Origin of the sequence: Anaeromonas gelatinilytica, assembly GCF_016820635.1 — a bacterium.
In the GTDB taxonomy this organism is placed as follows: Bacteria; Bacillota; Clostridia; order Tissierellales; family SIT17; genus Anaeromonas; species Anaeromonas gelatinilytica.
Window position 1 is genome coordinate 1 of sequence record NZ_WSFU01000099.1, and the last position, 13629, is coordinate 13629.

Annotated in this window: 12 protein-coding genes; all 12 read left to right on the forward strand. The window is 32.4% G+C overall.

Annotation, left to right across the window (positions count from 1 at the left end; translation table 11 throughout):
* The first annotated feature begins 340 nt into the window (after window positions 1–340).
* The 12 genes from kduD (at window position 341) to GOQ29_RS08365 (ending at window position 13622) form a co-directional block, all read left to right on the forward strand.
* The gene (gene kduD, locus GOQ29_RS08310) at window positions 341–1096 is read left to right on the forward strand and encodes a 2-dehydro-3-deoxy-D-gluconate 5-dehydrogenase KduD (protein ID WP_203372190.1); all 756 of its coding nucleotides are present in this window, start codon (window positions 341–343) and stop codon (window positions 1094–1096) included.
* Window positions 1097–1120: 24 nt separating this feature from the next.
* Window positions 1121–1957 carry a 5-dehydro-4-deoxy-D-glucuronate isomerase gene (kduI, locus tag GOQ29_RS08315; protein ID WP_203372191.1) on the forward strand — a complete coding sequence of 279 codons (837 nt, stop codon included), beginning with the start codon at window positions 1121–1123 and terminating at the stop codon, window positions 1955–1957.
* A 33-nt stretch (window positions 1958–1990) separates the two neighbouring features.
* A complete protein-coding gene (locus tag GOQ29_RS08320) occupies window positions 1991–2695 on the forward strand; it encodes a GntR family transcriptional regulator (RefSeq protein ID WP_203372192.1) in 705 nt (234 codons plus the stop codon).
* Window positions 2696–2843: 148 nt separating this feature from the next.
* The gene (gene yiaK, locus GOQ29_RS08325; RefSeq protein ID WP_203372193.1) at window positions 2844–3845 is read left to right on the forward strand and encodes a 3-dehydro-L-gulonate 2-dehydrogenase; all 1002 of its coding nucleotides are present in this window, start codon (window positions 2844–2846) and stop codon (window positions 3843–3845) included.
* 127 nt (window positions 3846–3972) lie between these two features.
* Window positions 3973–4983, forward strand: a complete 1011-nt coding sequence (locus GOQ29_RS08330) for a LacI family DNA-binding transcriptional regulator (RefSeq protein ID WP_203372194.1) — start codon at window positions 3973–3975, stop codon at window positions 4981–4983.
* 90 nt (window positions 4984–5073) lie between these two features.
* The gene (locus GOQ29_RS08335) at window positions 5074–6519 is read left to right on the forward strand and encodes a tagaturonate reductase (protein ID WP_203372195.1); all 1446 of its coding nucleotides are present in this window, start codon (window positions 5074–5076) and stop codon (window positions 6517–6519) included.
* A gap of 78 nt (window positions 6520–6597) precedes the next feature.
* The gene (gene uxaC / locus GOQ29_RS08340) at window positions 6598–8007 is read left to right on the forward strand and encodes a glucuronate isomerase (protein WP_203372196.1); all 1410 of its coding nucleotides are present in this window, start codon (window positions 6598–6600) and stop codon (window positions 8005–8007) included.
* Window positions 8008–8049: 42 nt separating this feature from the next.
* Window positions 8050–9537, forward strand: coding sequence for a UxaA family hydrolase (locus tag GOQ29_RS08345; RefSeq protein WP_203372197.1), 1488 nt, complete (start codon window positions 8050–8052; stop codon window positions 9535–9537).
* Window positions 9538–9675: 138 nt separating this feature from the next.
* Complete coding sequence (locus GOQ29_RS08350) at window positions 9676–10365, forward strand: GntR family transcriptional regulator (RefSeq protein WP_203372198.1); 690 nt, start codon at window positions 9676–9678, stop codon at window positions 10363–10365.
* A 305-nt stretch (window positions 10366–10670) separates the two neighbouring features.
* Entirely contained in the window at window positions 10671–11729 is a 1059-nt protein-coding gene (locus tag GOQ29_RS08355) for a TRAP transporter substrate-binding protein (RefSeq protein WP_203372199.1), read from the forward strand.
* Window positions 11730–11805: 76 nt separating this feature from the next.
* A complete protein-coding gene (locus tag GOQ29_RS08360) occupies window positions 11806–12330 on the forward strand; it encodes a TRAP transporter small permease (protein WP_203372200.1) in 525 nt (174 codons plus the stop codon).
* The gene (locus tag GOQ29_RS08365; protein WP_203372201.1) at window positions 12330–13622 is read left to right on the forward strand and encodes a TRAP transporter large permease; all 1293 of its coding nucleotides are present in this window, start codon (window positions 12330–12332) and stop codon (window positions 13620–13622) included. Before GOQ29_RS08360 ends, GOQ29_RS08365 begins: the two co-directional genes overlap by 1 nt.
* The last annotated feature ends 7 nt before the right edge of the window (window positions 13623–13629 follow it).

The following is a 13629-nucleotide window of genomic DNA, read 5'->3' on the forward strand; positions in this document are numbered from 1 at the left end:
TTAGTTTTTCTATATTCATTCATATATACATTGTATTAGTTATACTGATAAACCGCAATAACTATTTAAAAAATATCCCTTTCATCTCACATCTGAAGAAGTGGGCTTTCTTGCTCATAAGTTCTGTAAAATTCGGAAAATAGATAATATCAAATAAAGGAAATAATGGAGAATCAGCTAAGTATTATATAAGCGGAAATGGTTTTGTAGTTTGGAGAAGAATTATAAAAGTTATATAGAATTGACAGAATTATAAAACTAATATATACTCATTGTATACCACGTATACAATATATATAATTATTAAAATTCAAAAAATAATATGAAAAGAGGGAGAAGCATGAATGATTTTTCACTAGAAGGAAAGGTAGCGATAGTTACTGGTTGTAGAACAGGTCTTGGCCAAGGAGTAGCATTGGCTTTTGCCGAAGCTGGAGCGGATATAGTAGGTGTAGGCTCTACTATTCTAGATGAAACTAAAAACCTTGTAGAAAAGATGGGAAGAAAATTCGTAGGGGTTCAAGCAGATTTAAAGAAAATGGACTCCATTCCAAAGGTTATTGATGCTGCCATTACTAATTTTGGAAAGATAGATATTTTAGTTAACAACGCAGGAATTATTAGACGAGAAGATGCTATTGACTTTTCAGAGAAAGATTGGGACGATGTTATGGACATCAATATCAAAATAGTGTTTTTTCTTAGTCAAGCTGTGGCAAGAGAGTTTATTGACAAAAAAACTGGAGGTAAGATTATAAATATTGCATCTATGCTTTCTTTTCAAGGAGGTATAAGAGTTCCTTCTTATACTGCTAGTAAATCAGGTGTTAAAGGAATTACTATGTCTATGGCAAATGAGTGGGCTAAATATAATATTAATGTAAATGCAATAGCTCCAGGCTATATGGCTACTGATAATACAACTCCTCTTAGAGCAGATAAAGAGAGAAGCACAGAAATATTAGCTAGGATACCTGCAAATAGATGGGGAACACCTGAAGATTTAGGAGGAACAGCAGTATTTTTAGCGTCTAAAGCTTCGGATTATGTTAATGGATTTACTATTGCAGTTGATGGTGGTTGGCTTGCAAGATAGTAATTAAAATAAGGAGGGTATTAAATGAATTTAGAAACGAGATATGCAAATCATCCAGGAGATTCAAAATATTATACAACGGAAGAATTAAGACAACATTATTTAATTGAGGAATTATTTATAGAAGATGAAGTAAATTTAGTATATTCTCACATTGACAGAATTATTGCTGGAGGGATTATGCCAGTCGAAAAGGAAGTGACACTAAGTGCTGGTAAAGAGTTAGGTGTCAGCTATTTCTTTCAAAGAAGAGAAGCCGGTATAATAAATATCGGGGGTAAAGGAAAAGTAATCTTAGATGGCAAAGAGCTTATTTTAAATAATGGTGATGGATTATATATTGGAAAAGGGTCAAAGGATGTTGTATTTGAATCAATAGACACTGATAATCCACCAAAGTTTTATTTTAATAGTAGTCCAGCCCATAAATCTTATTCTAGTAGGATAATTACCCTAGAGCAAGCGAGAAAATTAGAATTAGGTGAAAAAGAGAATCTTAATGTAAGAACAATAAATCAATATATTCATCCAGAGGTATGTGAGAGTTGCCAGCTAGTCATGGGAATGACCATTCTAGCACCAGGAAGTGTGTGGAATACAATGCCTTGTCATACCCATGAACGTCGCATGGAAGTTTATATGTATTTTAATATGGATGAGGATTCAAGGGTATTCCATCTGATGGGTCAGCCGGAAGAAACAAGACATGTTGTTATGGCTAATGAACAAGCAATTATTTCTCCTAGCTGGTCAATCCATAGTGGGGTAGGAACAAGTAACTATACTTTTATTTGGGGTATGTGTGGCGAAAATATAGAGTTTGATGATATGGACCATGTGGCAATTAAAGATTTAAAATAGTAAAATATAGTTTTACTATAAGGAGATTGAAATATGACAGATTATAATACTTATAAAGTGAATACAATTGCGGAAGATGTATATAGGAGTTTAAAGAAAGATATACTTAATTTAATAATAAAACCAGGACAAATTATAACAGAACAATATATATGTGAAAAATATAATATATCTAGAACCCCTAGCAGAGATGTACTTAAGAGACTTAAAAATGCTGGACTAGTATTTACCATTCCATATAAAGCTAATTATGTAACTCTGCTTAATATGGATAATATACGTCAGTTTATCTATATGAGAATAGCAATAGAAACAAAAATTATTAAAGATGTAATTGAGAATCTTGATGAGGAATTAATTTTAGAGCTTGATAATAATCTGAAATTGCAAGAGAATCTACTAAAATCAGATTTTACTGCAGAGGAATTTTATAAAATAGATGCTGAATTTCATAAAATATTGTTTGAGGCTAATAAGAAACTAATTATTTGGGAACAAATTCAGAAGTTACAAGTACATTATACAAGATTTAGGATGTTGGATATTGTTGCAATTAAAAACTTTCAAGCCATTTATGAGGACCATAAAAAATTAGTTGAAATTATTAAAAATAGAAAGATCGATGAAGTAGATGTTCTGGTTAGAGAGCATTTAAATAGTGGAATTAAAAGACTTGGAGATAAAATCTATACTGAGTTTTCACATTACTTTATAACTGAGAAGGAATCTGATGAATAAGCATTAAAATTCTAGTTACTCTTGAAGAGTAACTAGAATTTTTCAATATTTAAAGAAATTGTTTCATCTATTGAAATAATGATATATATGAAATATGATAAAGATAGTAGTGAATATTCTGAAAGCTACAAAAATAGGAGGGATATTAGTGCGTGTATCTTATGACAAACTTAAAAGTGAAGTAAAAAGAGTTCTTATAAGTAGAGGCTTTGAAGCGGAAGGTGCCGAGATAGGAGCCTCTATAATAGCAGATAATAGCCGGGATGGAGTGTATTCCCACGGCTTGAATAGGTTTCCTGTTATTGTAAAATTCATGGATGAAGGTAGAATTAAACTCAATAGATATCCAGTGAAGTTGAATAGTGCTGGAGCCCTTGAACAATGGGATGGCAAGCTAGGTTTTGGTCCGACAAATGCATCTATTGCCATGGATAGAGCTGTTGAATTGGCAGGAAAATATGGGATAGGATGTGTGGCTCTTAAAAATACTAATCACTGGCTTCGTGGAGGCACTTATGGATTGAAGGCTGCTAATGTAGGGTGTATAGGGATTTGCATGACAAATACATTTCCTAATATGCCACCATGGGGTGGTATCGAAAAACGTATAGGAAATAATCCTTTTATAATAGCTATTCCACAAAAAAATGGAGAACATGTGTTGTTGGATATGGCCCAGTCACAATTTTCTTTTGGAAAACTGCAAACATATTCTCTTGATAATAAAAAATTACCTATTATGGGAGGATATGATAAAAATGGAAATATTACTAATGACCCTGATGAAATATTAGATGACGGTGAAGCTATTCCTACAGGATATTGGAAGGGTTCTGGACTTTCCATAGCTATTGATATGGTAGTTGCAGCATTATCAGTTGGCAAATCCACATATGATATGAGGATGAATAAAGATGATGTAGGAATTTCACAGGTGTTTATTGCAATAAATCCTACAGTCTATGCCGGTGAGGATTATGCTGATGAGTATATAGAAAATATGTCTCAGTATATTAAAACTTCAGCAAGGAAAAAAGGTGTTGCTGATATTCTTTACCCAGGAGAAAGAGCTGCCAGAGAAAGAGGAGAAAATATGAAAGAAGGTATTCCTGTAAATGAGAAAATGTGGGAAACACTAGTGAAGTTATAATTAAGGTAGTTGGATAAAAAGTGTCTACTTAATAAATTACTTTTCAATAGATAATAGGAAAACAATTAGTTAATTAAGTTATTGTTAACGTATGCATAGTGTGATATGATAATATCGAGGTGGTAAGATGAGCGTTACAATAAAAGACATTGCAAAGATCGCAGGGTTTTCTCATACTACAGTTTCAAGAGCATTAAATGATAGCCACTTAATTAGCAAAGAGACAAAGGAAAAAATAAAAACTATTGCTGAAACATTAAATTATACACCTAATTATAATGCTAAGAGTTTAGTCTTAAATAGGTCTTATAACATCGGACTATTTTTTTCAACAATTAATGAAGGTACATCATCTAGCTTTTTTTATGAAGTAGTTAAAGGAGTAAATAGTGTTGTTTGTGGAGAATTTAATCTTATTGTAAGTGGAATCGATGAATATTCTAATCCAAATACAATAAACAAAAAACATTTTGATGGTATTATCATAATGAGCCAAAGCACAAAGGATGACTATTTTATTTATAATATACTAGAAAAAAAGATTCCTATTGTGGTGCTAAATAGAGAAGTACAAGATGTTCAGTTAGTTAATATTCTTTCTGATGATCGAAAAGGTGTTGAAAATGCAGTAGAATATCTTATAAATGAAGGACATAGAAATATTGCCATTATTGAAGGTAAAAAAGGTTTTAAATCTACCCAAGAAAGAAAAAAAGGGTTTATAAAGGCCTTAATAAATAATAATATTTCAATTTATAAAGATTATATAGTCAAAGGAAAATATGATTTAGAAAGTGGATATCAAGGAATGAAACAACTTTTAAATCTTTCGAATATTCCAACGGCAGTATTTTGTTCAAATGATGATATGGCTGTAGGCGCTATAAAGGCTATCGTAGAAGAGGGATTAAATGTGCCAGAAGACATTTCAATTATTGGTTTTGATGATAACGTTTTTGCATCTTACTTATCGCCAGCTCTTACTACCATTAAAAAATCTTTTGAAGAAATTAGCATAAGAGGAGCTAAAAAGCTTCTAAAGCTTATTGAGGATGAAACTTTGGAAAGAGAAAGGATTTATGTTTCTACAGAACTACAAATAAGAGAATCAGTAAAAAGAGTAGGAGGCATAAGTTAATAATGTCGAGGTATATCCTAACTATTAAGATACTAGATAATTTTTTATTCAAAATGCACACGTGAACAAACGAGAAGGAGGTTAAAGGGAATGAAAAAAATTAATGAATGTTTTGAAAAAAAATCCTATCCGGAAAAAGTATTACAATTTGGTGAAGGTAATTTTATACGGGCCTTTGTTGACTGGATGATAGCTGATATGAATAAAACGGATAATTTTAATGGGAGTGTAGTAGTTATACAACCAAGAAAAAATAATAGAGTAAAAATATTGAATGAACAAGATGGATTATTTACCTTATATTTAAATGGAATTAAAAAAGGAGAAGTTATTAGTGAATATTCAGTTGTAGATTCTATAAGTAGAGGAATAAATACCTATAGTAATTATGATGAGTTTTTAAAGATAGCAGAAAATCCAGAATTAAGATTTATTACTTCTAATACAACAGAAGCAGGAATAGTTTATGAAGAAAAAGATAGACTTGAAGATAGACCCCAAAGTAGTTTTCCAGGGAAGTTAACAGCTTTCTTATATCATAGATACCAAACTTTTAATGGGAACGTGGATAAAGGATTTATTTTCTTACCTTGTGAGCTCATAGATACGAATGGTGCAAAGCTTAAAGAAATTATTCTGAAATTAGCAAAGCTCTGGGATTTAGAAGAAAAATTTATAGAATGGATTAATGAAGCAAATACATTCTGTAATACTCTAGTTGATAGGATAGTACCTGGATATCCAAAAGATAAGATAGAAGAGATTACTAAGAAGCTAGGATATAAAGATAAATTAGTAGTAGAAGGAGAACAATTTCACCTTTGGGTAATTCAAGGACCTGAATGGATAAAGGAGGAGTTCCCAGCTGATAAAGCGGGATTAAATGTATTATTTACAGATGATATTACACCTTATAGAACAAGAAAGGTAAGGATATTAAATGGTGTCCATACTTCTATGGTAGCGATTTCCTATTTATATGGAAAGAATACTGTGAGGGAAGCTGTAGAAGATCCAGTAGTTGGTAAGTTTATTCAAGATATAGTTTTTGAGGAAATTATTCCTACGCTAGAACTACCAGAAAAAGAATTAGAGGATTTTGCACAAGATGTTCTAGATAGATTTAAAAATCCATTTATAAAACATTACCTTATGAGTATATCTCTAAACTCTATGTCTAAATTTAAAACAAGAGTTTTACCATCTATTTTACAATATCAAAAGATAAACAATAGATTACCTAAAAGGTTGGTATTTTCTCTTTCTGCATTAATCACATTTTATAAAGGTAAGAGAGATAATGTGAAGATTGATTTACAAGATAGTTCAGATATTCTATCACTATATCAAAATCTATGGGATAACTATGATGGTACCAGAGAAGGACTAGAAAAGGTTGTTGAAAGAGTATTAGGATATGAGAAAAATTGGGAAATGAATTTAAATGATATAGACGGACTTCATAGGCAGACGACAGATTATTTAGAAATGATATTAGAGAAAGGCATGAAAGAAGCAGTACAAAGCTTTCAATAATAATATTGAACTAAATTCAAATTAAGAATTTATTATTAATAATAAAGAGTAAATCAAAGATTAATGAGGAGGATAATAATGAAGAAATTTATGGATGACAATTTTTTATTAGAGAATGAAACGGCTATTAAGCTTTATCACGATTTTGCAAAGGAAATGCCAATTATTGATTATCACTGCCATTTAAATCCTAGGGAGATCGCAGAAGATAAGCGTTATAGAAATATCACTGAAATTTGGCTTGGTGGAGATCATTATAAGTGGAAAGCTATGAGAAGTAATGGTATCGATGAAAAGTATATTACTGGTGATGCTGATGATAAAGATAAATTCTTAAAATGGGCAGAGGCAGTTCCCTATACAATTGGAAATCCGCTATATCATTGGACTCATTTAGAATTACAAAGATATTTTGGTATAGATAAATTATTAAATTCAGAATCAGCGGAGGAAATTTGGGATGAATGTAATGAGTTACTTCAAAAGGAAGAATTTACAGCTCGAAAATTAATTGAGAAATCAAATGTAAAGGTAATTTGTACTACAGATGATCCAATAGATACATTAGGATATCATAAGATAATTGCAGAAGATTCTAATTTTGATGTAAAAGTATTGCCAACTCTTCGACCTGATAAGGCAATAAATATTGATAAAGAGGAATTTACTACTTGGGTTAAGAGGTTAGAAGAAGTAGTTGGAAGAGAAGTACAATCCATTGATGTTTTATTGGAGGCATTAAAAGAACGTATTTTATATTTTGACTCATTAGGCTGTAAAGTGTCTGACCATGCTTTGGATCCAGTTGTATTCGAAAATGCAGATAAGGAAGAAATCAACGATATTTTTACAAAGGCCTTAAATCAAGATGAATTAACAGAGTCAGATATATGTAAATACAAAACATATATATTATTATTCTTAGGAAGAGAATATGCTAAATTAGGATGGGCAATGCAGCTTCACATTGGCACCATACGAAATGTAAATACTAGAATGATGAGAACACTAGGTCCAGATACAGGCTTTGATACTATAGGAGATTATGTTTTTGCGAAGGATTTAGCTAAGTTCCTAGATGCATTAGATACAACAAATGAGTTGCCAAAAACAATTTTATATTGTCTAAATCCAAGGGATAATGAAGTCTTAGCTACTATGATTGGATCTTTCCAAGGAGGCGGAATACCAGGAAAAATACAGTTTGGATCTGGCTGGTGGTTTAATGATCAAAAAGATGGAATGATTCGCCAAATGATCGCTTTATCTAATATGGGATTATTAAGTAGATTTGTAGGTATGCTAACAGATTCTAGAAGTTTTTTATCCTACACAAGACATGAATACTTTAGAAGAATTCTATGTAACTTGTTGGGAGGATGGGTAGAAAATGGCGAAGTTCCAAACGATATAGATTTATTAGGAAAAATGGTTCAGGATATTTGCTACAATAATGCTAATCGTTATTTTGACTTAAATGTACAATAAAATATAAAGGAATTTAAATTTATACTATAGAAAGGAGCAGATATGAAAAAAGTTATTAAGATTCACAATAAAGACAATGTGATGGTTGCACTTACAGATTTAAAAGCTGGAGAGATATTAGAAAGTGATGGAGTGAAAGTACAAATTAGAAGCGATATTCCTAAGGGTCATAAGGTAGCCATTAAGAAAATTAGTAAAGAAGAAGATGTGATTAAATATGGTTTACCTATAGGATATTCACTTCAGAATGTAGAACCAGGAGAACATATTCATGTAAACAACACAAAGACAAAGTTAAGCGGGACGGATGAATATTCTTTTGATCAAAAACTAGTGGATAGAGATATACCCAAAGATGATCGTGTATTCATGGGTTATAGAAGAGAAAATGGTAATGTGGGTATAAGAAATGAACTATGGATTGTTCCTACAGTTGGTTGTGTGAATGGTATTGGACAAATGATTGTAGATACCTTTAAGTCTGAAGTATATATACGATTAATTGATAATATTGAAGTTTATAAGCATAATTATGGATGCTCTCAATTAGGAGAAGATCATGAAAATACAAGGAAAATTTTGGCTGATTTAGTGAAGCACCCTAATTGCGGTGGAGCACTAGTGTTAGGTCTTGGTTGTGAAAACAATCAGGTAGAAGAATTCAAGGAGCTTCTTGGAGATATAGATGAAAATAGAGTGAAGTTTTTAATAACCCAAGAGGTGGAAGATGAGATAGAAGAAGGAGTTCATCTTTTAAGAGAAATATTTGAGGTCATGAAAGAGGATACTCGAGAAGAAGTGCCTTTATCAGAGTTAAAGGTTGGGTTAAAATGTGGAGGTTCTGATGGACTTTCTGGTATTACAGCTAATCCGTTACTAGGGAATTTCTCTGATTATTTAATTGCTCAAGGGGGCACAAGTGTATTAACCGAGGTTCCTGAGATGTTTGGGGCAGAAACCATACTAATGGAAAGAGCAAAGAATGAAGAAGTCTTTGGGAAGATAGTACATTTAATAAATGACTTTAAAGAGTATTTTTTAGCTAATAATCAACCTATATATGAAAACCCATCCCCTGGAAATAAAAAGGGCGGAATTACTACATTGGAGGATAAATCTCTAGGATGCACACAGAAAGCAGGACATTCTAAAGTGGTAGATGTACTAAAATATGGGGAGATATTAACGGAAAAAGGACTTAATCTTCTGAGTGCTCCTGGAAATGATTTAGTGGCTTCAACTGCTTTAGCTGCATCAGGATGCCATATGGTATTATTTACAACAGGAAGAGGGACTCCTTTTGGAACCTTCGTTCCAACTATAAAAATATCTTCTAACTCAGAAATTTATAATAAAAAGAAAAATTGGATAGATTTTAATGCGGGAAGCCTAGCGGAGGATAAATCAATGGAAGAAGTATTGGAAGAATTTATCCCATATATTATTGGAGTTGCTAGTGGTGAACTTGCTAACAATGAAAAAAATGAAATTAGAGAAATTTCGATTTTTAAAAAAGGAGTAACATTATAGAATTAGAATAAAAATTTCTAACAAATTAGATTAATATTCTCCAGAGGGATTGACATCGAAAAATTAGTATGGTAGTATGGTAACATGGTAATATGTGATGTGCAATAGATATAATTATTCTTCTGGGGAAGTGAATAAATGAATTTAGAAATAGAAAAGCAAAAGTATGGAATCACAGTGGGTGATTACGTATATGAGGTTATTAAAAAAAATATTATTAACCTAAACATGGTTCCAGGGAGTCGTGTGAGTGAAAAAGAAATTTCTGATATTTTAAATGTGAGTAGAACGCCAGTTAGAGAGGCATTTATTAAATTGTCTAAAGAAGGCTTACTCTATGTTCGTCCTCAAAGAGGAACCTATATTGACTATATAGACTTAGGAGTTGTTGAAGATGCTAGGTTTATTAGAGAGAGTATAGAAAAGTCTGTACTTAAGTTAGCTATAGAAAAGTTTCCAGAGGAGTTATTAGATGTACTCCAAGAGAACATAAATGCACAAAAAGATCTAATAGATCAAAAGGCATACTATGATTTCCTTATGATGGATGAAGAGTTTCATAAAACTATATTTAAGGGATGCAATAAGGAAAGAGCTTGGTCCTTTATAGAACAAATTAATTCAGAGTATAAGCGGGTTCGTATGCTTACCTTTTTTGCAGATATTAATTGGAAAGATGTCCTTAACCAGCATGTTCAGATTCTAGAGAGTATTAAGAATAAAGATGAGCAAATGGGGCAGGAAGTAATTAGTAATCATATTAATAAGCTGATATTTGAGCAGGTAGAATTGAAGAAAAAGTATCCTGAGTATTTTAAAGAAGATTAAAAAATAAAAATTGTTGTTAAATATGGCATAAAAAGATAAATTGACTAGTAATATACTAGTATCGTATCTTATAGATAAAGATTTGAAATATAAGCTATCAAGCTTTTTAGTTATCTAAATCATTATATTGATGGCTCAATTAAGCCTAGCAAGTACTTTATGAAATAAAAAATAGTTGTACATCACGAAGTAAAGTGCTTTTTTTTCAGCTCTTTAGGAAAACATTTTCTAAGCATAGTAATAGAAAAGATTTTGGGAAATTTCTACAATGTAAGTATAAAGTTTTAAAAATAGGAGGGGACAAAATGAAAAAAAGTTTTAAACTGTTATCATTAAGTCTTGTGTTAGTGTTTATTATGGCGGCATTAGCAGGTTGTGGAATGAAATCACCAGAGCAATCATCAGAAAATGGAGAAAATGATCAAGAAAATTCGTCAGGAACAGAAGCAGAGGTTACACTTGTATATGCAGAGGTTAATCCACTAGATACTATTGCTGGACAGACAGCTACTACATTTAAAGAAAAAGTTGAAGAACTTTCAGATGGAAAGATTGAGATTGATGTTCAGGCAAGTGGTGTTTTAGGTTCAGAAAACGATGTACTTGATACAATGCTTGGTGGAGGTGATACAATTGATATGTCTCGTATATCAGCATTCGCCCTTACAAGTTATGGTGGAGAGAAGTCAAAACTACTTTCTATTCCTTTTACATTTGAAAGTCGTGAGCACTTCTGGAATTTTGCTACATCTGATTTAGCACCTGAATTCCTTTTAGAGCCGCATGAAAATGATGCTGGAATTAGAGGTTTGTTCTATGGGGAAGAAGGTTTCCGTCATTTCTTCACAGTTGATGAAATTGAAGGTATGGAAGACTTAGAAGGTATGAAGTTAAGAGTGTCTAATGACCCTGTTATGAATGGTATGGTAGAAGGACTTGGTGCTTCACCTACAGTTGTATCTTTTGGTGAACTTTACTCTGCATTGCAAACAGGTGTAGTAAATGGTGCTGAACAGCCTATTGCTAATTACAAATCAAATGCATTCCAAGAAGTTGCACCAAACTTAATTCTTGACGGTCATACACTAGGTGCAATCCAAGTAGTTATTACGGATGAAGCTTGGGATGGACTTACAGAAGAACAGCAGAATATACTTACGGAAGCTGGAGAATATGCATCAGAATTTAATAGACAAATTTCTGAAGAATCTGAAAACAAAGTATTAGATGAGTTAAAAGAAGAAGGTATCAATGTTATAGAAGTTGAGGATAAAACACCTTGGAAAGAAGCAGTTAAAGATGTTATCGAGTCTTCTGTAGGCGATGATACTGAGCTTTATGAAAAAATTCTTAACATGAAATAGATTCTAAATAGTATGATTTTAAAGGACGCAGAGGAGAACTAAAAACCTCTGTGTCTACTTTTAAAGGAGGTAAAATATGCCTAGGGTTTTTAATATAATTGATAAGGTTAAACCTGTATATGATGTGGTCTATAAAATTGTACTTTTTTTATGTAAAATACTTTTAATAATAGATATTCTTATTACCGTTATGGCAGTAGCTGGTCGATATATTCCTTTTGTTCCGGATCCAGCCTGGAGTGAGGAAGTTGTCTTAACTTGTATGGCATATATTGCAGTGCTCTCTTCAGCTCTAGCAATTAGAAGAAATGCACATATTCGTATGACAGCATTTGACAGGTATTTACCTAAAAAAGTGGTAAGTGTTCTAGATATTGTTTCAGGTGTTGCTGTTTTATTACTGGCTGTCGTTATGATGGTAGTAGGTTGGAATTATGCAGTAACAATTGGTTCAAGAGGAGCTTATGTGAGCATGCCAAATGTTTCTAGGTTTTGGATGTATTTCCCTATTCCAGTGGCAGGTGTAGCTATGTTCATTTTCCAAATAGAGGATATATATAATCATATTAAAGAAATTTTTGTGCGAGGGGAGGATGTATAATGAGTCCTGAAAGTATGGCAATATTGATTTTGATTGGTAGTTTTTTCTTAATGGTATTTTTAAGATTTCCTATAGCTTATGCAGTAGCACTTTCGGCATTATTTTCTCTTTGGTATCAAGGACTTCCACTTACAACCATTTCTCAGCAGATGGTAAAGGGAATTAGTTCTTTTAGTCTGATGGCGGTACCTTTCTTTATCACAATGGGAGTTCTTATGGGCTCTGGTGGTATTTCAGAAAAACTGATTTCACTAGCCAAGGCTTATGTTGGCTGGATGCGTGGAGGTATGGCGATGGTTAATATCGTTGCATCATACTTTTTTGGAGGTATTTCTGGTTCTGCAGCTGCGGATACTGCATCTCTTGGTAGTATTTTAATTCCTATGATGGTAGATCAAGGATATGATGATGATTTTTCCACAGCAGTTACTATTACTTCATCTTGTGAGGGACTTTTAGTTCCACCAAGTCATAATATGGTAATTTATGCTACTACTGCAGGTGGTCTTTCAGTAGGAAGTCTTTTCCTTGCAGGTTATGTACCAGGAGCAATACTAGCAGTATCTTTGATGATAGGATCTTATATTATTTCTGTTAGAAAAAATTATCCAAAGGGGGATAAATTTAGTTGGATGAATCTATTAAAACAATTTAGTGTTTCCTTTTGGGCTCTTGCATCCGTTTTAATAGTTGTTATAGGTGTAGTGGGTGGTGTTTTTACTGCTACAGAATCAGCAGCTATTGCAGTTATTTACAGTTTACTCGTTAGTGTATTTGTTTATAAAGGTCTTGATTGGAAGGGTGTTTGGAGAGTGCTTGACGATTGTGTGAATACACTTTCTATAGTACTGATTTTGATAGCAACTTCTAGTATTTTTGGATATTTATTGACACGATTACATGTTCCGACCCTAGCGGCAAATGGAATTATTGGTATTACGGATAATCCAATTATTTTAGCATTACTTCTAAATCTTATTTTATTGATTCTTGGTATGATTATGGATATGGCTCCAATTATATTGATTGCTACTCCAATTTTGTTACCAATTGCAACTTCAATTGGCATCCATCCTATTCAGTTTGGGATTATGGTTATCTTGAATTGTGGAATAGGTCTTTTAACACCACCTGTTGGTGCCGTACTATTTATTGGTTCTGCAGTTGGGAAGACACCGATGGAGCGAGTTGTAAAAGCCACATTGCCGTTTTATATATGTATGGTTATTGCCCTTTTACTAGTTACTTTCTTCCCTCAAGTTAGTTTATGGCTTCCAACGTTATTTGGGTAAAGAGAGA

Coding starts and splice junctions, on each gene's coding strand:
- kduD (WP_203372190.1), top strand. CDS start 341: ATGAATGATTTTTCACTAGAAGGAAAGGTAGCGATAGTTACTGGTTGT.
- kduI (WP_203372191.1), top strand. CDS start 1,121: ATGAATTTAGAAACGAGATATGCAAATCATCCAGGAGATTCAAAATAT.
- GOQ29_RS08355 (WP_203372199.1), top strand. CDS start 10,671: ATGAAAAAAAGTTTTAAACTGTTATCATTAAGTCTTGTGTTAGTGTTT.
- GOQ29_RS08320 (WP_203372192.1), top strand. CDS start 1,991: ATGACAGATTATAATACTTATAAAGTGAATACAATTGCGGAAGATGTA.
- GOQ29_RS08345 (WP_203372197.1), top strand. CDS start 8,050: ATGAAAAAAGTTATTAAGATTCACAATAAAGACAATGTGATGGTTGCA.
- GOQ29_RS08360 (WP_203372200.1), top strand. CDS start 11,806: ATGCCTAGGGTTTTTAATATAATTGATAAGGTTAAACCTGTATATGAT.
- GOQ29_RS08350 (WP_203372198.1), top strand. CDS start 9,676: ATGAATTTAGAAATAGAAAAGCAAAAGTATGGAATCACAGTGGGTGAT.
- GOQ29_RS08335 (WP_203372195.1), top strand. CDS start 5,074: ATGAAAAAAATTAATGAATGTTTTGAAAAAAAATCCTATCCGGAAAAA.
- GOQ29_RS08365 (WP_203372201.1), top strand. CDS start 12,330: ATGAGTCCTGAAAGTATGGCAATATTGATTTTGATTGGTAGTTTTTTC.
- uxaC (WP_203372196.1), top strand. CDS start 6,598: ATGAAGAAATTTATGGATGACAATTTTTTATTAGAGAATGAAACGGCT.
- GOQ29_RS08330 (WP_203372194.1), top strand. CDS start 3,973: ATGAGCGTTACAATAAAAGACATTGCAAAGATCGCAGGGTTTTCTCAT.